21 protein-coding genes are annotated in these 23,581 nt (G+C 65.8%); 11 read left to right on the top strand and 10 right to left on the bottom strand.

All coding sequences use genetic code 11. From position 1 onward, the window contains the following. Positions 1 to 10 precede the first annotated feature (10 nt). The 10 genes from CH251_RS12365 to CH251_RS12320 all read left to right on the top strand — a co-directional run bounded on the left by CH251_RS12365 (position 11) and on the right by CH251_RS12320 (position 12,116). On the top strand, positions 11 to 1,696 hold the full coding sequence (locus tag CH251_RS12365; RefSeq protein ID WP_032392310.1) for a peptidoglycan DD-metalloendopeptidase family protein: 1,686 nt from the start codon (positions 11 to 13) through the stop codon (positions 1,694 to 1,696). After that, a complete protein-coding gene (locus CH251_RS12360) occupies positions 1,693 to 2,286 on the top strand; it encodes a hypothetical protein (protein WP_032392309.1) in 594 nt (197 codons plus the stop codon). Before CH251_RS12365 ends, CH251_RS12360 begins: the two co-directional genes overlap by 4 nt. A 58-nt stretch (positions 2,287 to 2,344) precedes the next feature. Continuing rightward, the gene (locus CH251_RS12355) at positions 2,345 to 2,758 is read left to right on the top strand and encodes a hypothetical protein (protein WP_032392308.1); all 414 of its coding nucleotides are present in this window, start codon (positions 2,345 to 2,347) and stop codon (positions 2,756 to 2,758) included. Positions 2,759 to 2,830: 72 nt separating this feature from the next. Beyond that, positions 2,831 to 3,571 (top strand): hypothetical protein, encoded by a 741-nt coding sequence (locus CH251_RS12350; RefSeq protein WP_032392307.1) that lies wholly within the window; start codon positions 2,831 to 2,833, stop codon positions 3,569 to 3,571. A gap of 8 nt (positions 3,572 to 3,579) precedes the next feature. Continuing rightward, complete coding sequence (locus tag CH251_RS12345) at positions 3,580 to 5,751, top strand: hypothetical protein (protein ID WP_032392306.1); 2,172 nt, start codon at positions 3,580 to 3,582, stop codon at positions 5,749 to 5,751. 3 nt (positions 5,752 to 5,754) lie between these two features. Continuing rightward, positions 5,755 to 7,341, top strand: coding sequence for an SCO6880 family protein (locus CH251_RS12340; RefSeq protein ID WP_052053552.1), 1,587 nt, complete (start codon positions 5,755 to 5,757; stop codon positions 7,339 to 7,341). Between the two features lie 14 nt (positions 7,342 to 7,355). Continuing rightward, positions 7,356 to 8,852 (top strand): ATP/GTP-binding protein, encoded by a 1,497-nt coding sequence (locus CH251_RS12335; protein WP_032392305.1) that lies wholly within the window; start codon positions 7,356 to 7,358, stop codon positions 8,850 to 8,852. After that, a complete protein-coding gene (locus CH251_RS12330) occupies positions 8,849 to 9,652 on the top strand; it encodes a hypothetical protein (protein WP_032392304.1) in 804 nt (267 codons plus the stop codon). Before CH251_RS12335 ends, CH251_RS12330 begins: the two co-directional genes overlap by 4 nt. Continuing rightward, positions 9,649 to 11,496: a type IV secretory system conjugative DNA transfer family protein gene (locus CH251_RS12325; protein ID WP_032392303.1), complete on the top strand. Its 1,848-nt coding sequence runs from the start codon at positions 9,649 to 9,651 to the stop codon at positions 11,494 to 11,496. Before CH251_RS12330 ends, CH251_RS12325 begins: the two co-directional genes overlap by 4 nt. Next, on the top strand, positions 11,493 to 12,116 hold the full coding sequence (locus CH251_RS12320; protein WP_032392302.1) for a DUF4913 domain-containing protein: 624 nt from the start codon (positions 11,493 to 11,495) through the stop codon (positions 12,114 to 12,116). Before CH251_RS12325 ends, CH251_RS12320 begins: the two co-directional genes overlap by 4 nt. 264 nt (positions 12,117 to 12,380) lie before the next feature. Here CH251_RS12320 and CH251_RS12315 read toward each other — a convergent pair whose 3' ends face one another. The 10 genes from CH251_RS12315 to CH251_RS12270 are packed head-to-tail and all read right to left on the bottom strand — an operon-like array spanning position 12,381 to position 22,124. Further along, a complete protein-coding gene (locus CH251_RS12315; RefSeq protein ID WP_080735727.1) occupies positions 12,381 to 13,757 on the bottom strand; it encodes an FAD-binding oxidoreductase in 1,377 nt (458 codons plus the stop codon). Then, positions 13,754 to 14,578 (bottom strand): sulfurtransferase, encoded by an 825-nt coding sequence (locus tag CH251_RS12310; RefSeq protein WP_032392405.1) that lies wholly within the window; start codon positions 14,576 to 14,578, stop codon positions 13,754 to 13,756. The genes CH251_RS12315 and CH251_RS12310 overlap by 4 nt, the downstream gene beginning before the upstream one ends. Before the next feature lie 23 nt (positions 14,579 to 14,601). After that, positions 14,602 to 15,285, bottom strand: a complete 684-nt coding sequence (locus CH251_RS27910; protein WP_032392301.1) for an alpha/beta hydrolase — start codon at positions 15,283 to 15,285, stop codon at positions 14,602 to 14,604. Positions 15,286 to 15,295: 10 nt separating this feature from the next. After that, entirely contained in the window at positions 15,296 to 16,408 is a 1,113-nt protein-coding gene (locus tag CH251_RS12300; RefSeq protein ID WP_218828291.1) for an acyl-CoA dehydrogenase family protein, read from the bottom strand. After that, complete coding sequence (locus tag CH251_RS12295) at positions 16,405 to 17,433, bottom strand: ABC transporter substrate-binding protein (RefSeq protein ID WP_032392300.1); 1,029 nt, start codon at positions 17,431 to 17,433, stop codon at positions 16,405 to 16,407. Before CH251_RS12295 ends, CH251_RS12300 begins: the two co-directional genes overlap by 4 nt. 31 nt (positions 17,434 to 17,464) lie before the next feature. Beyond that, complete coding sequence (locus CH251_RS12290) at positions 17,465 to 18,439, bottom strand: ABC transporter substrate-binding protein (RefSeq protein ID WP_032392299.1); 975 nt, start codon at positions 18,437 to 18,439, stop codon at positions 17,465 to 17,467. Then, a complete protein-coding gene (locus tag CH251_RS12285) occupies positions 18,436 to 19,155 on the bottom strand; it encodes an ABC transporter ATP-binding protein (protein WP_032392298.1) in 720 nt (239 codons plus the stop codon). Before CH251_RS12285 ends, CH251_RS12290 begins: the two co-directional genes overlap by 4 nt. A 5-nt stretch (positions 19,156 to 19,160) precedes the next feature. Next, positions 19,161 to 20,021: an ABC transporter permease gene (locus CH251_RS12280; RefSeq protein WP_032392297.1), complete on the bottom strand. Its 861-nt coding sequence runs from the start codon at positions 20,019 to 20,021 to the stop codon at positions 19,161 to 19,163. A gap of 37 nt (positions 20,022 to 20,058) precedes the next feature. Further along, on the bottom strand, positions 20,059 to 21,045 hold the full coding sequence (locus CH251_RS12275; RefSeq protein WP_032392296.1) for a ketopantoate reductase family protein: 987 nt from the start codon (positions 21,043 to 21,045) through the stop codon (positions 20,059 to 20,061). After that, complete coding sequence (locus tag CH251_RS12270) at positions 21,042 to 22,124, bottom strand: LLM class flavin-dependent oxidoreductase (RefSeq protein ID WP_032392295.1); 1,083 nt, start codon at positions 22,122 to 22,124, stop codon at positions 21,042 to 21,044. Before CH251_RS12270 ends, CH251_RS12275 begins: the two co-directional genes overlap by 4 nt. Positions 22,125 to 22,498: 374 nt before the next feature. On the opposite strand from CH251_RS12270, the gene CH251_RS12265 reads away from it, so the two are divergent. Then, positions 22,499 to 23,092 carry an ABATE domain-containing protein gene (locus CH251_RS12265; protein ID WP_143544969.1) on the top strand — a complete coding sequence of 198 codons (594 nt, stop codon included), beginning with the start codon at positions 22,499 to 22,501 and terminating at the stop codon, positions 23,090 to 23,092. Positions 23,093 to 23,581 lie beyond the last annotated feature (489 nt).

Here is a 23,581-nt window from a genome sequence, read left to right as displayed (position 1 = left end):
ACATGCACCGATGGCAGCATCACAGCAGGGCAGCAAGGGCAGTGCCGGCGCACTGAGCCTGTTGCTGATCACCGCCATTGCTGCGATCGGCATGTTCGGTGTCCTCTCGGGCGATCGCACGCCCCCGGTCGACGAAGGCACGTGCCTGCCGGCCGGCGCGGCCGTGGTGGCTCCGCACTCGGGAACAGTGGTGATGCCGCTGCGTGAAGGCACCTATCAGGCCACGAGCGGTTTCGGTGCCCGCACGAACCCGGTCACCGGCGAAGCCGAAGGACACCAGGGCCAGGACTACTCCGCCCCGATCGGAACCCCGATCTACGCGGCCACCGACGGCACGGTCGTCAAGGCCGAACACGCCAGCGGGTTCGGCAACTGGATCATCATCGACACCACCGTCGACGGCCAGTCGCTCTCGACGGTCTACGGCCACATGAACGACGACGGCCTCGGGGTCACCGCGGGCCAGACCGTCAAAGCCGGTGACCCGATCGGCGCCGTCGGCAACGCCGGACAGTCCACCGGGCCGCACCTGCACTTCGAGGTCTGGCCCGGCACCCGTCTCGCATCCGGGTCGAGCCCGGTCGATCCCGTCGCCTGGCTCGCCGCCGCCGGTGCCACCGCCCCGATCGCCACCGCGGACGTCCTCGCCGCCACCTCCGCCGCGACCCCGACCACCGGTGCTGCGGCGCAGGGCGTATCGAGCCGGTCGGTCAAACTCGCCGCCGCGATCAAACCCGGCTGCGGAGTCCCGGCCGGATCGACCGGACTGCGACCGGGATCGGTGCCCGCCGATTTCGAGCCGTGGATCGTCAAAGCCGGCACCGTGTGCCCCGAGGTCACTGCCCCGGTCGTCGCCGCGCAGCTCGAACAAGAGGGCGGCTTCGACGTCGACGCCCACAACGCAGGATCGGGCGCGGACGGACCGGCGCAGTTCATGCCCGCCACCTGGGCCGCGAAAGGCGTCGACGGAGACGGAGACGGCCGCAAGGACACCCGCAGCATCGCCGACGCGGTGATGAGCCAAGCCGCCTACGACTGCGAGCTGGCGGGCATCGCCAAGGACTCGCTCGCCGCCGGCAAGCTCAGCGGCGACCTGACCGAGCTGTACCTGTCGATGTACAACTGCGGGCCCGGTGCGACCCTCTCGCAGGGCCGGGTGTGCCAGAACGCCGAAACCCTCGACTACGTCGCGAAGATTCCCCGACGGGCAGCAGAGGCGTTCTCCGTCGCCGTCCCCCAGGCCACACCGGGCATCGTCCCCGGTGGCCCGTTCGGTCAGAACGTCGTCGCGGCCGCGATGCGCTGGCTCGGCACCACCTACGCCTGGGGCGGAGGCGACCGGAACGGACCCACCCGCGGTGTCAGCGACGGCGGCGGCCGCGCGGACATGATCGGCGACTTCGACAAGGTCGGCTTCGACTGCTCCGGACTGGTCCTCTACGCCGTCGCACAAGCCTCCGGCGGCGCGATCGTGCTCCCCCACCAGGACTCGGCGCAGATCGCCGACAGCCGCGGCCGCGTCATCGCCACCCCCGGCGAGCTCGCTCCCGGCGACATCATCCAACCCCACTCGGGCCACATCTTCATCTGGCTCGGCGGAAACAAGGTCGTCGAGGCACCGCAGTCCGGCGACGTCGTGAAGGTATCGGACTGGACCCCGCCCGCGAGCGGCCTGACAGCACGGAGATTCGGATGAGAACCACCCGCACCGCCCTGACCGGATTGCTCATCGCTGCAACGGTTCTCACTGCCTGCGGTGGTGAAAGCACTGACAACGGCAGCGATGCCCCGTCGATCCCGGCGCAGCAGTGGACACCGGGTACGCCCCCGCCGAGCGGCAGCGATCCCACCCGTACCCCGCCGCCGGCCGCGACCGCGCTTCCCGACATCGCGGCCGGGGTGGACCGTCAGGACCCGGACTCGGTGGCCAACACGGCCTTGACGGTCTGGTTCACCTGGAACACCGCCGTCGACGCCGGACCCAACGATGCCGCCGCCCGCACCGCACCGCTGCTCACCTCCGACTACGCGCGCGAGATCACCTCCACCACAGCGCAATCGAGCCCCGGCGCGCAATGGCTGGACTGGGCCGCGCGCGGCGCGGTCCTGACCCCCGACCTCGTCGTCGCCGACGAACCCGTTCCCCCGCAGACCGATTCGACGGCATACCGGTCCTACCACGTCACCCAACGCATCGACGGTGCCCCGGTGAGCGAGAGGGTCGTCGCGATGATCCTGCGGCGCTGCTCCGACGGCTGGGAGGTGAGCCGCATTCAGGACAAATAGCCCCGCCTCGTGCATCCACTGGCACTGCAGAACAACATGTTTCGGAAAGGAACCCCCGATGGACACAAAATCCGTCACCACCCCCACCACCCGCACCCCGCACCGGGCACGCCGCGTACTCGGCGTCCTCGCCTTTACAGCCGCGCTGACCGTCCTGGCCGGCGGAGTCGCCGCCGCACAGGCGGTCAACCCGTACGACGGGGTCAACCCGGACATCGGCCTGTTCGGCCCTGCCCTGAACCAGACGTGGAAGCGCCTGCTCGCGGCGATCTGGGGAGCCAGCATCGCCCTCGCGGGCCTGTGGGTGCTGACCTCGTTCCTTAGCTCCAGGAAGGCCCGTAAACGCAACATGTCCAGCGATCTGAGCGAGGCGGGCGAGGATCTCAAGCTCTCCCTCATCATCTTGGGCGGTGTGGCTGCTGTCTCGCCGATCGTCGGCGCGATCCTGCTCCTCGTCCAGCCCGGCGCATAGCCGATCGCGGATCTGACTACCACTCTCCCCTCCTCTCCGACGCGGCACCATCCGCAGAAACGAGCACTCATCATGGCCATCGACTACCGCAACGTCGGTTCCGAACCCCCCAGCTCGCCCAACACCGGCACCGTCTCCGGTGATCAGCACTCCGACAGCAAGTCCGGGTCCAAGCGCTGGATCATTCTCGGGGCCGTCGCCCTGGCGGTCCTCGCCGTCGTCTCGGTGATCGTGGTCGGTCTGTCGGGCAGCTCCGACAACTCCGGTGCCGGTGGCTCCGATGCCATCCGCGCAGTACACGGGCCCACGACGGTGGACAACGGTGTCCCCAGCGGCTACACCCGCGACACCCAAGGCGCATCGACTGCCGCGGTGAACGTGCTCCAAGCGTTCGATCAGGCCAGCCAGGGCCGCATCGACATGAACGATGTCCGCTCGACGATGATCGCCGCCGACCCCGGTGCCGAACTGGCCCGCGAGATCGAAGTCGGAAGCAACCGCGACGAGAGCAGCGACGTGATGAACACTCTGCCGGCCGCGGTGCACGTGTCCTCGTTCAGCACCGACGCCGCGCAGATCTCGGTGTGGTCGATGACCACCACACAGTCCGACATCAACAACACCGGCACCGTCGCTGTGAGCACTCTGTGGGCGACCACCGACATCTCGTTGGTCTGGCAGGACGGGGACTGGAAGGCCAAGGACTGGTCCTACCGCCAGGGCCCGCGACCGGAGGACGCGTCCTACCCGGCCGCTGATTCCGCGCTCGGCGGTCAACTGACCGCCGGGTACTACACCTTCTACATCGACTAGGAGAGAACATGATTCGCCGTCTCGTTCTCATCGCGGTCACTGCCGCACTGGTGGCTCTGTTCGGGTCATCCGCTGTTGCGCTCGCCCAGCCTTCCGCCGTTCCCGCTCCCGCACCGGGTGCGGTCACCGCCCAGCAACCGGCATCGAGGCTGCCCGCGCACTTCCCGGACGATCTCAAGAAATTCATCGGCGGTACCGAGGAATTTCGGAGCGGGCCCTGGTTCGCAGGGGACTGCCGAGACCGCGGCGGCGACCTGGGAACCTATATCTCCCAAGCACTCACGAACGAAAACCGGCTCCTGTACTGGACGGCATCGGATGAGAACAAGGTCGCCATGCTCGGCGGTGCCAGCGCGGTCGGCAGCGATGCGCAGGCCCTCGCCACAGCCGAGATCACCCGTAAGGCCGTCGCCGACGGGACCGAACCACCCGCCGACGCTCTGCCGACGGTGTTCCCAGCCGGGGACACCAGCTTTCACCCACCGACGGGAACGTGCGCCGAGGACCTCGCCCGGTGGGGAACCAAGGAATGGGGCACGTGGGGCTTCGCCTGGGCGCAGAGCCCGGACGCGGACTCGCTGACCGCGATCAAAGCGCTGCCCGGTGCCGACAAGGTGCCCGACGCCGCCTGGTCGGACCCGTGCTCACAGGGTTCGGGCGACCAGTACTGCATGCACGCGTTCTTCGTCGACTGCTCGAAAGCCGAACGGGCAGATGCCAGCCGCTGCCAGGACTGGAATCTGTCGATCGGACGATTGTTCGCCGGCACCGCGAACTGGATCGACAAGAACACCTCGTTCACCGAGCGCCTCGAGGACACCCTGGGCAAGGTCATCGCGGCCACCCCGCAGTACAAGCTCGGCAAGGCCTACCTGCAGGCATTCTCCTGGATCTCGGGGGCTGCGAACGACATCGTCGACTTCGTCACCGATCCGACCACCGTCATCGACGACTGGGTCAACGCCACCAAAAGCGGGGCCCTCTCGCTCACCGACGCCGTGCTGCGTGGGCTGACTTCGACCGGCGACTTCGATCCCACCCAGCAATGGTTCGTGACCCATTACGCCGGATCGACGGGTCTGGGAATCATGGTCATGGCGGTGGCGGTCCTGCTGGCGATCATGCGATCGCGGCACAAGGGCTCACCGTCGGAGCTGGTGGCCAACGTCTTCGGCTACATGCCCGCCGGGGTGGTGATGATGCTGTTCTCCCTGGCCCTGGCTCAACTGTTGATCGAGTTCGCGACAGTGCTCACCGAGGGCATCGCCAGTTTCAGCGGCTCCACGATCACCGAGATGGTGCAGAACATCTACGCCACGATGGGCACGCTGAACAAGGACACCGTCGTCGGCGGCTCGATCGTCGGCCTGGTCTTCTTCGGGATCTTGCTGCTCGGTGCGATGTCGGTCTATCTGGGTCTGCTCATGCACCAGATCGGGCTTCCGCTGACCGCATGCGTCGCCGGAATCGGCTACGGCATGTGGGTGCACCCGACGTGGCGGACCAAGGCGCTGCGGCCACTGTTCACCTTCGTCGGCATCGTGCTCAGCAAGCCGATGCTGTTCCTGCTCATCGCGATCGTGCTCGCCGGGGCCAACAACGCTCTGCTCTCGGGCGGCGGCGGCTCAGGAGACCTGACCTCGCTCGGCGCTCTCGTGCTCGTCGGGGCCTCGATGGTCGTCGTCGGCCTGGCACCGTGGTCGATGCTCGCGTGGGCACCGATCCTGCCGACCAAGGCCGACTCCGAAGGATTCGGCCGCGGCGGTGGCTCCGTCGCCGGTGGTGTCATCGGAGGCGTGGGCGGCTCGGCCCTGTTCCGCAGCCGGAGCGGCGGAGGTGGCGGAGGCGGGTCGACCGTCACACCGCGCTCGACCCGCTCCGGCGACGGCGTCGACAAGGCCACCCGATCCGCGCATTCGACCCCGACGAACAACTCCACCCCCGGCCACACCACCGGGGCCGCCCACAGCGGCGCCAACAAAGGCGGGGCGTCGACACCGAAGCGCTCGACGATGGGTATGGCCGGCCGACTCGGCGGAAAGCTCGCGACGGGATCTGCCGCGACGGTCGCCTCGGCCGGGGCCGCAGCCGTGCCGATCGCCGCGCAGTCCGCAGCGGCGGCGATGAACAAAGCCAAATCCAGTGCCGAGTCCGCTCCGTCCGAAGCCGAAGGCAGGTAAGCGATGTCGACCGAGACCGTCGAGCACGACAGCGAGCAGAGAACCTCCATCCTGGGCGGTGAGATCGCACGCCGCGGCATGACCGGGATCTCGGCACCGGTGCTCATCACCTGGACCGCGGCCTTGATCATCGGCGTCGTGTACTACTTCGCGGCCGGAGGCGGCGCGATGACCGTCGGGCTCGTGGCCGTGTTCTACGTCGGGGTGTTCGCCTCGACATACGAATTCGGTGAAACCTCGCTGGCGTCGCGGCAGTTGCACCGATTGAGGAACTGGGCGCGGATGCGGCGCGGGGAGCACGTCTACCGCAACGCCGACGACCCCGCCTACGGGATCGCCGACCTCGACCCCGGCTGGGAGTACCCGGTCCCGCTCGGGCGGACCGCCCCGCTCGACGTCGCCGGCACCGGCCTGGACGAGATGTTCATCGTCCGCACCGCCAACCCCGGCGAGCGGGCCTACTACACGGTCGTACTGTCCGTGCAGGGCCTGGCCGGCGGGCTGCGCACCGACGCGGCCTGGGCGACGACCTCGGAGAAGTTTGGTCTGTTCAGCGCCTCGATGGCCCGCAAGACCTCGCTCATCCGCGGAGTGCAGCTGATCCACCGCTCCATTCCCGCGGATCTGACCATGCACGAGGACTGGGTCGAGCGGGAAGTCGAAAAGCTCGGCGACATGCGTTTGCGGGCACCGGTGGAGTCCTACGGCGACCTCATCGACACCATTCGGCCGCACTCGGAAGAGCACCGGGCGTACGTGGTGCTCAAATTCCCACAGACCGACCACTTCGAGGCCGAAGCCGCGCGGGCGGCGGGCGGGAAAGGTGCCCGATTCGAAGGCGGTGTCGCCCAGGTGATCCGCGACGAGACGATGCGCGCGGTGAGCAAACTCGTCGCCGCCGGCATGGGCCGCGTCCAGGTCCTCGGTAAGCAGCGCAGCTGTGCGCTGATCCGCGCGTTCATCGACCCGTCGAACCCACTCGATCGCCACCAAGGGGCGCGGTGGTCGAACTGCTGGCCCTCCTACGTCGGCGGCCACGACTCGGTGGTGGTATCCGGCCGCTGGCACACCCGTGTCGGGTTCCTCCCGCCGGCGAGCATCGAACCCATTCCGCTGGGCCCGTTGTGGCTCGCGCCGCTGCTGACCGGGGTCGGCCCCGACATCGGCGACGACGAGAACCCGCCCTCACCAACGATCCGAACAGTCAGTGTCCGAGTCGATTTCGTGCCCGACGCCGTCGCCCGGGAAGCGGCCAGCCAAGACTTCACCCAGGACAAGGCGGCGCAGGAAAGCGCCGCACGCAAAGGCATCACCGGCGACGGCTCGGCCGAAGTGATGGCCACCGCGTCCGGGCGTCGACGCGCCGATCTGATGCCCGGCTCGGGCCATCACGGCACCATCTACTCCCTCGCCGTCGCGGTCACCGGCCGCGACGAAGACGACCTCGAGCGGGCCTGCATGCGCGTGGAGGAAGCCGCCGACGAATCGGCAATCAAAACCATCACATGGCAGGACGACACGCACGACGTCGCCCTGTTCACCACCCTTCCCTTCGCTCGCGGTCTCGCCGTGACGCGCTACACCAAGTAGCCCAGGAGATTTCGATGCCGCAACACACCACCCATCGTCCGTACACTCGACCGGCCGCGACCGAGCAACCGGTACGCCCGCGGTTGCTCGGCGGCGATCGCGAACGACTCGGCGACGGCGGTGCCGTCCTCGAGGCCGCGCAGGCGCTCCCCCAGCGGATTGCCCGCCGTAAGCCACCTCGGCGGTTCGCGCTCCTCGACCGTTACGGATGGTACGAACCCCGCTCCGAAGGTGCGTGGAGTACGACCAGGCAGTCCGAAGCGCTGAACCTGGCCATCAGCCGCCGCAGTGCCCGCCACCAGGGAGCGGTGACCGGCCTGAACCGGATCTCCCAGGACCTGGTGATCACCGATCCGTTCGAGCTCTACGGCACCGACATCTCCAACATCAACGTCTGCGTCGTCGGGGACATCGGCAAGGGCAAGTCGTCGATGATCAAGACCGCGTTTTTGTGGCGGCAGATCATCTTCGGCCGACAGGTGGTGGTCATCGACAAGAAACGTCAGGGCAGCGAGGGCGAGTACTCCATCTTCGCCCGCACCCTCGGGGTGGAATCGGTCCGGTTCAAAACCGGTGGCGGCGGTGCCAGGCTGAACCTGCTCGATCCCGCGATCACCACCGGCGGTGAACACGCCGGCGGCCTCGACGGTGTCACCCCGGCCGGTCAGGAAGCCCTCGTGCTCGCCGTCCTCGCCGACACGATGGAACGCCCGCTGACCACCCCGGAGAAGAGCGCCGTCGGCCGAGCGTTGGAGCTGGTCAACGCCGACGCCGCCGCGTCCGGTCGCGCACCGGTGCTCGAGGATCTCGCCCGCCGCCTCGTCGAGCCGTCCACCGACGACGGAACGTACTTCGGTGACCGCTGGTCCGAGCGCTCGCTCGAATGGGGCTACGAGCCGGGCCTGGCCCTGCTGCGCCTGGTCGACAGGGACCTCAAAGGCCTCGTCGACGCAGAAACCTCCCCGGAGGTCCGGGAGGCGCTCGAGCACCCCTTCGCGCACTTCGACGTCTCCGCGTTGCCGACCGAAGGGCCTGCGCTGCGGGTGGTGATGACCGTGATCAACACCTGGTTGGCGAACCTGCTCGCGGCACGCTCGTCGGTGTCCAAGCAGACCATTCTCATCGTCGAGGAAGGCTGGCACGTCGCCGAAGGATCGACCGGCACTGTGTTCCGGTCGAACATGAAACTCTCTCGTGGACTGGGCCTGTCGACCGTTTCGGCCTTCCATCACCCCTCGGACATGCCCCACGATTCCCCCGCTCGGGCGCTCATGCAGGAGGCGGGAATCGTGTTCCTGTTCGCGCAGGAACGTTACGACGACGCCCGCGAGACCGCGGAGATGTATCACCTGCCGCCCGGGTCCATCGACATCATCATGGGCCTGGGCCAGGGCGAATGCCTGGTCAAGATCGGCTCGTCCGACCCGATCCTCATGGAACACGTCCGCTCACCGCAGGAGATCGCCCTCACCGACACCGATGCCGCCGTCAAAGGAGTCAAGCCAGCATGAGCACCTCATCGCCCTCCTCGTCAGCGGCCCGGCGTTCCCGCACCATCGACGTGCGCGTGAGCTCGCCGGCCCCGATCGGGTACGACTACACCTGCGCGAGCGGGGAGAGGCGGTTCGCGTCCCCCTCGGCCGCAGCGCGATTCGCCGTCAGCCATGCCGCCGGCCTCGACTGGCCCGACATCACCGTCACCATCACGCACACTCCAGTCTCCGACGGTGCCGACGACGTCTGTGTGTCCGGTACCGCGGGCGAGATCGCCTGCGCACTCGCCGCCATCCCGGCCTACAGCGCCGGCGTCCGCACAGCGCGGATACCGGCACCGGGCTACCTGCGTGCCGCCGTCGACGGCGTCGCCCTGCCGATCCAGTGGCAGGGCGGCGTCGGCCCCGATGGCCGCGTGAGTGCGGAAGCCGGCGTCGACGTGCGTGTGCTCTCGACTCGGCCCGACCCGCTGCCGAACTCGACAGTGCTGCTCGGACAGTGGGCACCGGACCTCGCGCACCGCCTCGCGCACGACCTTGCCCGCTCGATCACCGAGCGCAGTGGTCAACGCACCCCGGCCACCGTGACGCACCTCCCCGACCAGGGGCGGTACGAGATCACCCATTCCGACCCGGTCTCCGATACCGACGCCGCCGCGGTGGTCCGGTACATCCGGATCACCCGACTACGAGCCAACCTCGCCGCCCTCGACCCGGTGGCCGACGCGGACTGCGCTGTCGGTCTCGCCGCCGAGCTGCATGTGCTCGAAAGCTATTCCCGGCGTGTCCCTTCCACCGACGACAGGACAGTTCGATGAGTGCGATGCAATCCCCTCCCCGTAGGCCCAGCGATCCGTTCGTTCCGTCCGAGGTCTGGGTCGGTGCCGCTCTGATCGTGGGTGTGGTGTTCGCTGTCGCCGGCGGCGGCATGGTCTCCTCGCTGGTCTCGGGCAAGGTGATCGCGATGCCCACCAGCCTCGGTGAGCTGTTCTCGATCTTCCGTGGGTTGGTCACGAACCCGTCGGACCCCGCGGCCGCGTGGCCGGCGAGCGCGCAGCCGGGCCCGGCGTGGGTGACGTGGGTGTGCATTCTGGTGCTCGGTGCGCTGTATACCGCTGTGGCGCTGTGGATCAGCTCCGAGATTGACGACTGGCAGCACCACCGCGGTCAGGCGCAACGGGGTTTCGCCGGCCGACATGAGCTCGCCCGGGCAGGTATCGACGAGAAGAGTGTTCGCACCGCTGCCGTCGCCACCCGTTCGTCGTTGAAGGGCACGCGGGCCTCAAGGCTGGACGCGAGCGAGGTCGCGATCGCGTTGGGCCGCAACATGGTCGACCCCGACAGGGTCGTCTACATCAAACAGAACGACTGCATGCTCGTCGAGGGTGTCACCGGCTCGGGTAAGACCTGGCGCGTGGCGTATCGGCGCTGCATGGACGCACCCGGTGCACTGCTGGTGACGTCGACGAAAGTGGATCTGATCTCGGCGACGTACGAGCACCGCGCCGCGCTCGGGCGGGTGTCGATCTTCGATCCGGACAACACCACCGGATGGCCCGACCCGATCCGCTGGTCGATCCTCTCCGGTTGCCAGGACCCGGACGTGGCGATCCGACGCGCGCAGAGCTTGGTGTCGGCAATGCCTATGGGAGATACCAAGAACGGCGGCTACTGGGAAGACAAAGCAGTCGTGCTGCTGCGCTGCTACCTGCACGCGGCCGCGATCAGTGGTGCGGATCTGGCCACGCTGCGCGTCTGGGTGAACTCGCGTAAAGGCCGCGAACCACGTGAGATCCTGATGCGGACGATGCCCGGCTGGGAAGCCGAACTCGGCCAGATCCTCGACTCCGGATCGGACTCCTCCGATGACATGATCGGCGCGGCCAGCAGACTCCTCGCCCCGCTCGCCTCCCCCGCACTGCTCAAGGCGGTCGATGTACCGATGCGCGAGTCGTTCGATATCGACGAGTTCATTCGATCCGGCGCGGACACGCTGCATCTGGTATCGAAGGGCAAGGACAATTCTGCGGCACCGTTCATCGCGGCCCTGGCCAGCGAAGTGCACCACCTCGCCGACCGGCATTCGCAGTCCCTGCCCGGTGGCCGATTCGATCCCCCGATCCGGTTCGAGCTCGACGAAGTCAACAACGTCGCCCCGATCCCGGGCCTGCCGGATCTGATGTCGGACTCGGGTGGCCGGGGCATCACCATCCACGCCTACGCCCACAACGAAGAGCAGAACAAGCTCCGCTGGGGCGCGGTCGCGGGCAAGATGTTCGCCGACAACTCCCCCGCCCGCCTGATCCTGCCCGGCCTCAAAGGCGACGAGCTGCAGGCGATCTCGAAGATGCTCGGCGACCGGTACGAGTGGCAGCCCTCCGGGAACGCCCGGTCCGGGCCGACGCTGCGAGAGGTACCGGTGATGTCGCCGGCGCAGATCCGTCAGATGGACCCCTACCAGGGTCTGCTGATCTACCGGACCGCGCCGCCGATCCTGGTGCACCTGCCGACGGTGTGGGACGAGAAGGAATCACGTGCCGCGGTGCTGCGCTCGCAGAAGGTGTTCGACGAGATCGTGGCGTCGGGCACCGCGCCTCGTACCGACGTCCGGTCCGGTGCGGTGGTGCCCGACAAGGTCAGTGACGGGACGACGCTGTCGTGACCGCACCGGGGGCCGGGCAGGAAGAGCTGGTGCCGTCGCGGTTCACCTGGCGGTACCTCGATGCCGAGCGGGCGCGGGCCCTGTGGTCGGAGCTGATCGACTGGACCACGTGGCTGCGGGAGCGCTACGAGCTCGGCACCAAGATCCCGCCGTGCTGGTACCGCCACGATCCCGTCGTCGAGGAACTGAGCGCCCTGATGGCGGCGTGGACCGATGCCTACTACCGCGGTGACGAGTACCGCGACGACCTCACCGCCTGGCACACCCAGTGGTTTCGGCCGCTCATGGCGCGCGTTCGTGACATCTCGGACTTCGACAGTTGCACCCACGATCAGTGTGCGCACCGCCCGCTGCCGCCGGCCACGCTCGCCGGCATCGAGGGGTTCGTCGACGCCGACGTCGGCGCCCGCCCCGAACCACTTGCTGCCCCGCCGGCACCGGTCGCCGACGTCACCGCGGCCGAGGAAGTGCGCACCATCCCCGCCGACGACATGGACATGGCCATCGACTCCGGCCTCGCCGAACCACTCGACCCCGCCGACCCCGACAGCCCCGTGATGTTCGAGGGCATCGATTGGACCTTCAACGCCCGCATGGGTGCCTGGGCTCCGTATACCTGATCGAAGTCCACGAACTGTGGACCTACAGCATGAGTACGCAGCCGGGGTGCCGGTCGCCGCGCCCGAATGGGAACCAGCATCCCAGGCACTGGCTTTACACTCCCCGCCCCGATATCGGCTGGCGTGTTGGCCTTGAATTGATCGGCAGTGTCCAGTTCCATCAGCTCAGTACTTCGCTCGTGCTGCGATTACCGGGGTGATCGATTGGCAGATCTTGACGCGATCCGCGCTGTTTCGGTATCCAGCCAGACACTGACAGGACCGTCATCGCGTTGGGAGGGCCTTGCCGGGATTCAAAATTCCGCTTGGATCGAACACGGATTTGATTCCGTGCATCAATTCGCTGACGTCGCTACCGATTTCGTCGCCGAGCCACTGTTGTTTGAGCAGACCGACGCCGTGCTCACCGGTCAAGGTGCCACCGAATTCCAGTGCTGCACCGAATACCTCCCCGGCCGCAGTCCACACTTCGGCCGGTATCTCCCCACTCGGGACGACGAAGATTGGGTGCAGGTTTCCGTCACCAGCATGGGCCATCGTCGCAACTGTCACTCCGTGCGCGTCGGCGATGCGCTCGATACGGTCGGTCATCGGACCCAGCTGCGATCGCGGCACCGCGATATCCTCGATAAGAACTCGGCCGAGCCGCTCCAGAGCAGGCAACGCACCACGCCTGATGCGTACCAACTCGTCTGCGGACTGCGCATCGACGCTTCGCTCCACGTGCTTCGCCAACGGTCCGAGCAAGCCCTCGATGAGAGCAGCCTCGGGCCCCGATCCGGCACCGTCTGCTTGAACCAGAAGGAACGCATTTCCTCTCGCACTCAATGCAGTTCCCTCGGCAGCATCGATGGCGCGAAGGCACGCGAAGTCCAACAACTCACATACCGACGGCTGTAATCCGGCCGCAGTGATCGCCGACGCAGCAGCGGCAGCCTCGCCCACCGAGCCGAAGAATGCTGCGACCGTGTCGGTGGACGCGGGGGCGGGTCGCAATCGCAGCGTAGCTTCGGTCACGACACCGAGCGTTCCCTCGGATCCGACGATCAGTGACGTGAGATCATACCCCGCAACACCTTTGACGGTGCGCCCGCCCGTTCTCACCACTCGCCCGTCGGCGAGCACCACTTCGAGTCCGAGTACCGAGTCCTTGGTGACCCCGTACTTGGCACACCTCAGACCGCCGGCATTGGTGGCGATGTTGCCACCGATGGTCGAAATCGCGACACTTCCCGGATCGGGAGCGTAGCGAAGCCCCACTCGCGCTGCGGCCGAATCTATGTCGGCAGTGATCACGCCGGCCTGCGCTCGGACGATCTGATCCTGCTCGGACAGTTCGACGATGCTGTTCATTCTTTCCAGGCTCAGCACCACTTCACCCGATCGCGCGACTGCCCCACCGGACAGCCCGGTGCCCGCACCCCTGGTCACGACCGGAACGCCGAACCTTCCCGCGGCCTTCAGCAGCGCCGACACGTCGCCGGTCGACTCCGCGAACACCGCCGCCACGGGTGAGCCCTCGGGCTCCCAACCGGACCTGTCGATGCTCAGACTCGACAGAGCAGCGTTGTCGAACACCGCCTTTCGACCGAAGTTGGACTTCAGTTCGCCGACGAAGTCGGTATCGGTCACCGCCGTCATCGAGGCGACGTTCCGGTGGCGACCGGGCGGGCCGGGTCCGAGGACCATTGTGACCACGAACCCGGATAGAGCGCTGCGTCGATACCTGCGAGCTTCAGTGCGAAAATCTCGTGGGCTGCGGTGATTCCAGAACCGCAGTACACCGCCACGTCGTCACCGACCTCGGAGAAGCGATCACGCAGCACCTCGGCCGGGAGAAACGTGCCGTCGGAGTCGAGATTGCAGGCCGTGGGCAGACTCACCGCGCCCGGGATGTGGCCGGCTCTCGGATCGATGGGTTCGGCCGCACCGGAGTACCGCTCGGCCGCCCGCGCGTCGATCAGTGTTCCCGAATCCGGTTGTACAGCAGCATCGTCGGCTGTCATGGTAGGTAGATGTCCCCCGGTGAGCACGATGTCGCCCGGCTCGGAAGGGGTCTGCTCTCCCGATACCGTGTCGTTGCCTTCGCCGATCCAGGCGGACAATCCCCCGTCGAGAAGTGTCACGTCCGCCACGCCTGCCCAAGTCAGCAGCCACCACGCCCGCGCGGCAGCCAGATTACCGGTGTTGTCGTAGACCACCACAGGGATGCCGGTTCGCACTCCCCACCGCCGCGCCGCAGCCTGAAGAGTCTCGACGATGGGCAGGGGATGGCGTCCGTCCTCGGGTTCGCCGTGAGCGGCCAACTCGGTGTCGAGATCGACGAACACCGCACCGGGAATGTGAGCATCGAGGTAGTGTCGGTGCCCGTCCAGGTCTCCGAGGGCCCACCGGACATCGAGCACCACCGGCGGAACGGCGCTGTGCAGCGCAGCGTTCAGTCGGCCCGGGGAGAGAAGCAACTTCTCGCTACCGTGCGTAGTCGTCACAGCGCGACCTCCTTCACCAGTTCGGTCTCGGCCCTCAGCGTTTCCAGAAACAGCACCACCGAGGCCGCGACGGTGCGGTGGTTGAGCGAGTTCAGTACGTCGTGTCGACCGTCGGCCACCGACAGCAGACGCACGTTCGATGCACCTGCGTAGCGGCTTTTCGCTTGCGCCAGTGGACTTATCGAATCGTCGGCACCGTGCAGCGCGAGAATCGGACGTGTAGTGGCCAATACGACGTCGTCTTCGACGGGCCGAGCCAACCGACCCACCTCCACGAGATCGCCGCTGCGCAGACGCGCCTGCTGGGTCGGGCAGCTCGCTCGCGCCGTGACCTCGTCTTCCCATTCGGTCGGGCCTCGATCGCCCGCGCTGGGTAGACCGACCAATACCATTGCCGCAGCGTCGATCCCGTCGTCCTGCACCGCGCGTAACGCGTCGATCGCTCCCGTGTCGACACCGACCAACACCACCGGGCCCACGGCGGCCGCGACCGTATCGGCGAGTTCTGCCGGGCCGTGCACCACACGCACCCGGTACGCGTCGACGGCGATGCGTGCACCGAACCGGGCGTAGACACCGGGCGAGTCTCCTCGCCCCGGAAGGACTATCAGTGTTCCGCGTGGGCCGAGGCCTACCGGCTCGTCGAACTCGAGTGTCGGACGTTCGATTATGGCTGTCATGACTGATCCTCTACGAAGACTTCAGTGCCGAGGCACCGATGATGGCGATCGATGTGTCTTGCTGCGGCGCATGCACACCGGCCGATTGAACGTTACGAAAGTGCCGCTGCAGGTGGTTGTCCTGGCTCAGCCCGGGATTACCGATCGAGCGGACGGCCAAGCCGACGGCGTCGGTCAGTGCCCGAACCGCCAGAACCCGCGCACCGAGCAACCGCGTCGGTTCGGCGTCGGATTCGATCACCGAGAACAGCAGGTCCTCGGCACCGGACAATTGCAGTTCGATCTCGCCGGCAAGGTCGCGGAAGCGATCCGTTGTTGCCAACGGCTTACCCAGGTTTGCCGGAACCCTGGTGTGCGCGAATCGGTGGAACTCCTTCTGGGCAGCACGTCCGACACCCAGGTAGAGCGCAGCCAGCGCCGTGTTCAACTGCGCGGCGGCGCGATTGTCCTGTCCACCCGCGGCGGCATCGGTAAGGTCGATGACGTGATCGGCCGGTACGTCGACGTCTAGAAACTCGACGTCGACGGAGCCACTTGCCCGCAGCCCGAGCATGTTCCAATTGTTTCCGACGGTGATGCCGGGGCTGTCGGCACGAACGACGAACGTGCCGACTCGGGTGTCGGTCTCGTCGGTACGGGCCCACACCAGAAAGTAGCTGAGCCCGTGGGCTCCCGTGACGAACCGCTTGGTTCCGGTCAGCGACCAGCCCGTCGCAGTCTTGCGTGCCGTGGTCGCGGGCAGTCCACCCCGCGCCGGAGAACCGAGCTCCGGCTCGACTCGAGCTGAATTGAGAAGCGTCGGCTCAAGTGCTGATCGGTCGAGTACCTGCGCGTACAACTCCTCCGGCCACTTGGGAGTCCGCGCCTGCGCCGCGTGAGTGAACAGTGTCATCGCCGCGATCAGCGCAACGGACGGATCACCCTCTCCGAGTGCGTGCAGAATGTGGGCGGACTCCAGACTGCCGACCTCCCGTCCGCCGTATCGTCCGGCCACCGAGGCCGTGAGCAGACCCGCCTGGTGCACGATGTCGATTCCGGCCTGTGGAAACTGCCCAGTGCGGTCGTACTCGGCCGCATGTTCGGCGATGTCGGCAGTGATCCGAGTCAGCTCGACGGTCGTCACTTCGCTGCCGCCAACGCCGCTGTCAACTCGGTACTCAGACCATCCGACCACAGCTCCGAAGTATTCACCTCGTTCGGCAGGGCACCGATCTCACGCAGCGAATCGGCCACCTTCTGCTGATTGGACTCGACCTCGGCCGTCGGAACCGCGAAGCTCGTGGGGTTCTGCGCCTCACCGTCGGTGATCTGGGCGAGGGCACTGTCGACGGGCTGGTTCGTGGCTGCGGCGGTGCGCTCGGCGAACTCCTGCTGATGTCCGTCTCGAATGTAGGCATACGCTCGGTCCAAGCGCGCCAGCAGATCTGCTACCGCCGCCTTCTGACCGGGATGGTCGAGTACCCCGTCCGACACGCTCCACGGGAAGTTCCCGGACAAGATGCTCTCACCCGAACCGATCGTTTCGGCACCCGATCGATGTGCGGCGATGATGGTGTTGCCGTAGCTCGCGAAGGCGTCGATCGACCCACCGTTCAGTGCGGCCAGACCGTCGTTGGGGGTTAATGGCTGCGGCACGATGTCGGACCAGCTCAGCCCATTCTCCTTGAGCAACTCGTTGAGGAAGTACGCGGCCGTCGTGTTCTTGACGTAGCCGACCTTCTTGCCTCGCAGCTCTGCGATCGAACGGATCGACGAGCCCCCTCCGACGACGACCTCCTGCAACAGAGTCGTACCCGTCTGTACCGCGATCTGGTCGAACTTGACCGTACCGCCTGCCGCGGCGAAGATGGGCGGAATCTCACTCGACTGGGCGAGGTCGAGTGCGCCGGACTGGAGCGCCTGCAGCTGCTGGTCGCCACCGGAGAACACGGCGAATTCCAGAGAGTACGGGGTGTCGTCCAGGCCTGCGACCTGCAAGGCCTGCTCCTGTGCATTCCAGCCGGTGGCACCGACTTTCAACGACACGGAAGACAAGTCCACACCGTCCGAGGACGTCGGCTCGGGGTCGGGCGAACTGCTGCACGCCGTCGATATCGTCAGCGCGGTCGCGAGGGCAAGAACTGGAAGCAGCAACCTTCGTGCGGTCATGGTCGATCTTTCGTGTGAGTGGTCAAGATATTCATCGGACGGGATACACAGACGGGTCGCTGGTGGCGGCGACGTCGACGTTGGGCTGCAGAGATCCGACGCCGTGCATCGTGTCGGCTACGACTTGAATGTCGGCCACGACGTCGGGAGTCAACGCGGTGGTGGACTTGTTGCCCTGCTGCACAAGTACTTCGGCAGTTTCAACAGGCGTGTTGTTGGCTTTGGCGATCGCCTGCGCCCACAGATCCGGATGATCTTGTCCCCACTCAACGGCTTTGTCGAGTCGGGCGATCGCGTCGGTCAGCGCGGTCTTCTTGGCGGGATCGGCCAACGCAGCGTCGGTGGCACTGAGAATTCCGATACCGGTGGTGCGCCCGCCGGTACCGTCGACCAGCAGTGTGCCGCCGCGGGAGAGCCCGATGTTCCCGAAGATGCCGAACGTTGCCCACACGTCGATGTTTCCGCTGACGAACGCCGCCTGGGCGTCGGTGGGGAGCAGATACTGGATCGTGACGTCGCTGTAGGACAGCCCGGCCTCCTCCAACGCACGGACGAGCAGGTATTCGGCGATACTGCCCTTGGCCGAGGAGACCGTGACCGTCTTCCCTTTAAGGTCGGCAACGGAGTTCACCCCCGATCCCTCGCGCGCGATGATGACGTTCCCGTTGCCGTCACTCTTGAATGCGGCGACTGATTTGATCGGAACGCCGGCACTGATTGCCTGCAATGTGGGCAGGTCCGCTGCGTAGCCGGTGTCGACCGATCCGCCCTTCACGGCCTCGAACAGCGGTGCTGCGCCTTGGAATTGAGCCCACTCGATGCCGTAGTCGGCACCGGCGAACGCATCGGATGCCTCGGCCAGAACCTGCAGGCCTTTCACCTGATCGCCGAAGGTCAGGGTCACTCCCGATGCGGGGGCATCGGTGTCCTCCTCGGAGCTACATGCCCCGAGGGTCAGTGCAGCGATGGATAATACCGCGAGGGTGCGGAGTACGGACTTGATCACGCGGAAGCCTTTTCTTGGGAGGCGTCGGCCACGCCGAGCCAGTTCAACAGTCGACGACGGTTCGTCACGAATTCGGGGGAGCCGATATCTCGCGGCCGCTGGGTATCGATACGCACCTCGTGTTCGATACGCCCGTGGTCCATGACCAGGACCCGATCGGCAAGCAGCAGCGCTTCTTCCACGTCGTGGGTCACCAACAGCACTGCGCAGCCGTGCTTCCGCCAGAGATCGGCAACCAACGCCTGCGCTTTCGTTCGCGTCAGTGCATCGAGAGCGCCGAAGGGCTCGTCCAGAAGCAGTAGGTCCGGCTCGCGTACCAATGCTCGGGCCAGCGAGACTCGCTGCGCCTCACCGCCGGAGAGTGTCTTCGGCCATTTTCCTGCCCGGTCCTTCAGACCGACTTCGGCAAGATATCGTTCGGCCAATCCCTTGTCCGGTCGTCCCGGTAGTCCGAGGACGACGTTGCGCCACACTCGCTTCCACGGCATCAGACGCGGGGACTGAAATCCGACCGCACGCTTGCTCGGCACCCGAACATCGCCGTCGATGTCTTGGTCGAGCCCGGCAAGTATCCTCAGCAGTGTGCTCTTCCCGCAGCCACTGTGACCGAGCAGGACGACGAATTCGCCCGCCTCGATATTGACATCGAGGTCTTCGAGCACCCTGCGGTCACCGAATGTCTTCGACAGTCCGCGCAGTCTCACCGCCAGCGTCATAGTCGTCACTTCCCTTCGAATGAGGCTTGCCAGGACAGCAACGCCTTGGACAGCAGGCGCACCAGCTGGTCGGAAATCAACCCGAGAATCGCGTACACCGCGAGGCATACGACGATGACGTCGGTCTGAAAGAAGTCGCGGCCGGTGTTCATCAGATATCCGATGCCGGCACTCGCATTGACCTGTTCGGCGAAAACCAGAGCCAGCCAAGCGGTTCCGAGGGCATATCGCAGTCCCACCAGAGCCCCGGGCAGTGCGGCCGGGAGGATCACATGGCGAATCAACCCGATTCGCTTCAAGCCCAGGGTCTCGCCCGCCTCGATCAGCTGTGAGTCGACAGTACGAATAGCCCCGTAGATGTTGAAATACAACGGGAAGCAGACACCGAGCGCCACGAGGGCGATCTTCGGAGTCTCGTCGATACCGAACCAGATGATGAACAGCGGGATCAGGCCGACCCAGGGAATCATGCGGATCATGCCGACCGAACTGTCGAGGAGATCCTCTCCGAGCCGAAACAACCCGGCCAGCAGTGCCAGCGTCAGCGCAATCACTCCACCGATCGCGAAACCGAACAGAACCCGCTTACCCGAGGCGATGATCGCGCCGGGCAGCTGACCGTCCGACCACAGGTCCCATCCTCTCGTCAACACGTCGAGCGGCGCGGCCAGCACATCGGGGTGCAGGACGCCGGTGACTGCGAACACGTGCCAGGCGAGCACGAGAGCGATCGGCCCCAGGGCTCGACGTACCCCACGGGGTGGGCTCCAGACGGTCCGCTTCGATCGCGGCGTGATGGCCACCAGTCCTGCGGTGGCGTCGACTGGTTCTTCGATCCGTTGGCGTCCAACTGCCAAATCGGTCATGGTGACTCGTTTCTTCGATGGGGGTTCGGACGGAGAGCTATACCGGGATGGCATTCGCGTGGGGCAGAATTGCACGCAGATCGCGCGATCCCGGCTCAGCGACGGAGTTCGCCGCGACGGCAAGGGCCTCGTTGACCGGTGTCGCTATCCCGTGCAGGCGACCGAGCAGGACGATTTCTCCGTTGAGATAGTCCGTCTCCACGCTCGACCCGCGGACGACGCTCTGCCAGGTGGATCTACGAGTACTGCTGTAGCCCTCGATGTCGGCAACACCGAGTGAAGCCAGATCGAGAGCGGAGCGGCCGTAGTCGGCCACCTCGATTCCTGCAGCGGCGTAGACGGACTCCGCCTCGGACCGCACTGCGGCAGCGATCTCGGCGATGTCGGCGTCATGGACGCGAAACAGATCGACGGCATTGAGTAGATTGTCGATCAGCTTGGCGGCCTTCCACTGCCCGATATCCGGGACGACATCGGTAGGGATATGGGCGAAGCCCAGATCGCGCGCGATCGTCTGCGCTGTCGAGTCGATCCCGCCGGGGAAGCATCCCAACCAGTTCAGCGCAACGGACGGCTCGCCCGCCGACACCACTACGCCGGGTTCGACGTGAGTTCCTGGGATCCGAATCGACGCCCCGTAGACGCGGGAGAATCGGCGCAGTGCGGTGCGCTCACTGTCGAGCCCGTTCTGAAACGTCACGATCGGAATCGTCTGCGCCACAGCATCTTCTGAACCCTCAACCGAACGCCACGCCCATTGCGCCACCGCAGCTTCGACCTGCTGGGCCTTGACCGTGAGAAGCAGAACGTCTGCCGTGGTGACCGTTACCGCATCCGGACCATCGACCACGCGGAGCCGAATCGTGCGTTCACCGGACGGCCGGACGTATCGCAACCCGTCGTCGGCAATCGCGCGATACGACACCCCGCGTGCAACCAGGACGTAATCGATTCCGGCCGAATCGAACTCGGCCGCCAAGGTTGCCCCGACTGCGCCGGCTCCGACGACGACGTAGCGACTCACGCTGCTTTTTCGCGTAAGGCCAGTTCTTGGCGAACCAGCGGAAGAACATACCGGCCGTAGTCGATCGCGTCGTTGAGATTGTCGTAGCCGCGAATGGAGATGAGCTCCGCACCCAGGTCCACGTAATCGAGAATCGCCGCGGCCACGGTTTCCGGAGTTCCGACCAGAGCCGTCGACGCCCCGCGCGCTCCGGTGGCGGTCGCTGTCGGCGTCCACAACGCCCGGTCGTGTACCTCACCGCGTGCGGCGATCTCCAACAGACGCTGAGATCCGACATTCTGCGGCGCGCCGGTGGAGGGCTTGGCCGCCGACCAACCACCGGACTTGTTCAGCTGCGCCAACGTCCGGTGAGCCTTTTCCCAGGCCAGCTCCTCGGTGGGCGCAATGATCGGACGGAACGTCACCCAGATGCGGGGGCGGTCCACCCGGCCCGCGAGTGCGGCCTGCTCGAACACTGCATCCATCTGCTCCTTGGTCTCCGCCAGCGGCTCCCCCCACAAGCCGAAGATGTCACCCAGGGCCCCACCGACTCGGTAGGCGTCGGCGGAAGATCCACCGACAGACACCGGAATGGATCCGCCCGCTGGACGGATCGAGGAATGGAAGTCCTCGAACTGGTAGTACGTACCGCTGTGATCGAAGGGTTTGTCCGACGCCCACACCTTGCGCAAGATCTCGATGTACTCCGCAGACCGCTCGTAGCGACCCGACTTGTCCAGTCGGTCGCCTTCCCGCGCCTGCTCGGCGGTGTCGCCACCGGAAATGATGTGCACGGCCGCACGGCCGCCACTGAGCTGGTCCAACGTGGCGAGCGCCTTGGCCGCAACCGTCGGATACATGATGTTCGGACGCAGCGCGACCAGCGGTTTCACCCGCTCGGTGTGTTGGCTGACCGCGGCGGCTACGCCGAACGGATCCCACCCCGACGATCCGTAGGGAAGCAAGGTGTAGTCGAACCCGGCGTCGTCGAGGACGCGGGCGTAGCGAACCAGGAATTTGGGATCGATTCCGGTGCTCGACGTGGGGTTCAGTTCGGTGGAATCGTTGACGAAGCTGGCACTGATGAACTCGACAGGCATCAAGAAGATCCTTTGGTGTGGCTACTCGACGGCAGCGTGGAGCGACTGAGATGAATGGGCGCAGGCACGTACGGCCGGAGAAGAGCGATGTGATGTAGCGCAGCGCCTCTGTGGCGCTAGAGGGGGTGAAGCTAGTCAGCGACAATCCGCGCCGACGAACGTCATGAAGTCCACGACGCGTCGGCGGGTGAGGGGAATCCCTACTCGTTGCATAGGCAATACTGAACGCGACACGTCGGTGACCTGTCAAGACCCTCACGCGAATGTGTTGTGCTCAACATGATTTTAAATCGATGCCGTACGTACACCTCGGGGGTTGACTATGGCGGAGCCGGCCACAACAGTGGTGGCACTGGCCCGAGCAAGGAGAAGCTGTGAGTCGTCCGCCTGTGGTGGAGACCAAAGATCAACGAAGACTTGGTTTTCCGTTCCGATCCGGCAGTCTGGCATTGGATTTTGTCGCTACGGTCGCCAAGCGCGACATGAACGAAAGAGAACTTCTGGTCGACAGCGACGCACTGCACACCTGGATCTTCGTCGCAGGGCTACCTCCTGCACTCGACCCGATCACCCCGGATCGACTCGAAGACGCCATTGCATTGCGTGAGGCCCTCAACCACTTGACGCGCTCCCGAGTGGACGGCTCAAGGCCGGCACCCGCCGCAATCGACACGATCAACCGTGCCGCGTCCTACGGACCTCCCCCGCTACTGCTCGCTTACGACGCAGCCAACAGTCATTTCGGTGGATCGGTCGATGTACGAAATGTGCTATCGATCGTCGCGCGCGACGCCGTCGATCTGTATTCCGGTCCGTACCGCGACCGCATTCGCCGCTGCCTCGGTCACGAGTGCTCACTGTATTTCGTCGATCGATCCCGCCAAGGAAATCGTCGCTGGTGCTCGATGGCGGCATGTGGAGAAAAGGCCAGTTCAGCAGCTTATCGAGAACGAGCTCGGCATAACTGACTAATTCGTACCAGGAGCTCAGAAGTAGCAATCAAACAGATCGACGACGTGTTGGCGGTGCCACCAGATCCGGTCAGGCAATCGCCAGAACGATACATGACCGTATCTGCGCGAGGCTGTGTTCCGCAACCGTTTCGGGTCTATCGACCACACGAATTTGGACGCTTTGCCGTCGATAAGGTCGCCCACGCGTTCGATCACCGGACCGACATACGCGAACTTCCTGAGAAGTCGCATCGCGAATCCACGGGGGGGTTGTGTACAGGTACCAGAACGAATTCTGGTACATGGGCTAGCAGTAGAGTGCTACATCTACTTTCCCACAACACTTTTCGTTCCGCGGCCTGTCACTCGTCGATCGATCCAACGGCCACGACCAACATTTTGTGCTGTCGATCTTTCGACTCAGTTTGCTCAAACGAACAACTGTCAGTCCGTAAGAGCCGTAATCAGCAAGACCTCTTGTCCGCCACGCAGTCGCGTATCTGT

The organism is Rhodococcus sp. 06-462-5, from assembly GCF_002258315.1.
Taxonomy (GTDB): Bacteria; Actinomycetota; Actinomycetes; order Mycobacteriales; family Mycobacteriaceae; genus Rhodococcoides.
The sequence above is the reverse complement of the archived record's forward strand: the minus strand, read 5'-3'. Positions and strand labels throughout refer to the sequence as shown.

What these genes read in the sequence shown, in the direction of transcription:
- CH251_RS12365 (WP_032392310.1), top strand. Translation starts at nt 11, where the DNA reads ATGGCAGCATCACAGCAGGGCAGCAAGGGCAGTGCCGGCGCACTGAGC.
- CH251_RS12360 (WP_032392309.1), top strand. Translation starts at nt 1,693, where the DNA reads ATGAGAACCACCCGCACCGCCCTGACCGGATTGCTCATCGCTGCAACG.
- CH251_RS12355 (WP_032392308.1), top strand. Translation starts at nt 2,345, where the DNA reads ATGGACACAAAATCCGTCACCACCCCCACCACCCGCACCCCGCACCGG.
- CH251_RS12350 (WP_032392307.1), top strand. Translation starts at nt 2,831, where the DNA reads ATGGCCATCGACTACCGCAACGTCGGTTCCGAACCCCCCAGCTCGCCC.
- CH251_RS12345 (WP_032392306.1), top strand. Translation starts at nt 3,580, where the DNA reads ATGATTCGCCGTCTCGTTCTCATCGCGGTCACTGCCGCACTGGTGGCT.
- CH251_RS12340 (WP_052053552.1), top strand. Translation starts at nt 5,755, where the DNA reads ATGTCGACCGAGACCGTCGAGCACGACAGCGAGCAGAGAACCTCCATC.
- CH251_RS12335 (WP_032392305.1), top strand. Translation starts at nt 7,356, where the DNA reads ATGCCGCAACACACCACCCATCGTCCGTACACTCGACCGGCCGCGACC.
- CH251_RS12330 (WP_032392304.1), top strand. Translation starts at nt 8,849, where the DNA reads ATGAGCACCTCATCGCCCTCCTCGTCAGCGGCCCGGCGTTCCCGCACC.
- CH251_RS12325 (WP_032392303.1), top strand. Translation starts at nt 9,649, where the DNA reads ATGAGTGCGATGCAATCCCCTCCCCGTAGGCCCAGCGATCCGTTCGTT.
- CH251_RS12315 (WP_080735727.1), bottom strand. Translation starts at nt 13,757, where the DNA reads ATGACGGCGGTGACCGATACCGACTTCGTCGGCGAACTGAAGTCCAAC.
- CH251_RS27910 (WP_032392301.1), bottom strand. Translation starts at nt 15,285, where the DNA reads ATGACAGCCATAATCGAACGTCCGACACTCGAGTTCGACGAGCCGGTA.
- CH251_RS12295 (WP_032392300.1), bottom strand. Translation starts at nt 17,433, where the DNA reads ATGACCGCACGAAGGTTGCTGCTTCCAGTTCTTGCCCTCGCGACCGCG.
- CH251_RS12285 (WP_032392298.1), bottom strand. Translation starts at nt 19,155, where the DNA reads ATGACGCTGGCGGTGAGACTGCGCGGACTGTCGAAGACATTCGGTGAC.
- CH251_RS12280 (WP_032392297.1), bottom strand. Translation starts at nt 20,021, where the DNA reads ATGACCGATTTGGCAGTTGGACGCCAACGGATCGAAGAACCAGTCGAC.
- CH251_RS12270 (WP_032392295.1), bottom strand. Translation starts at nt 22,124, where the DNA reads ATGCCTGTCGAGTTCATCAGTGCCAGCTTCGTCAACGATTCCACCGAA.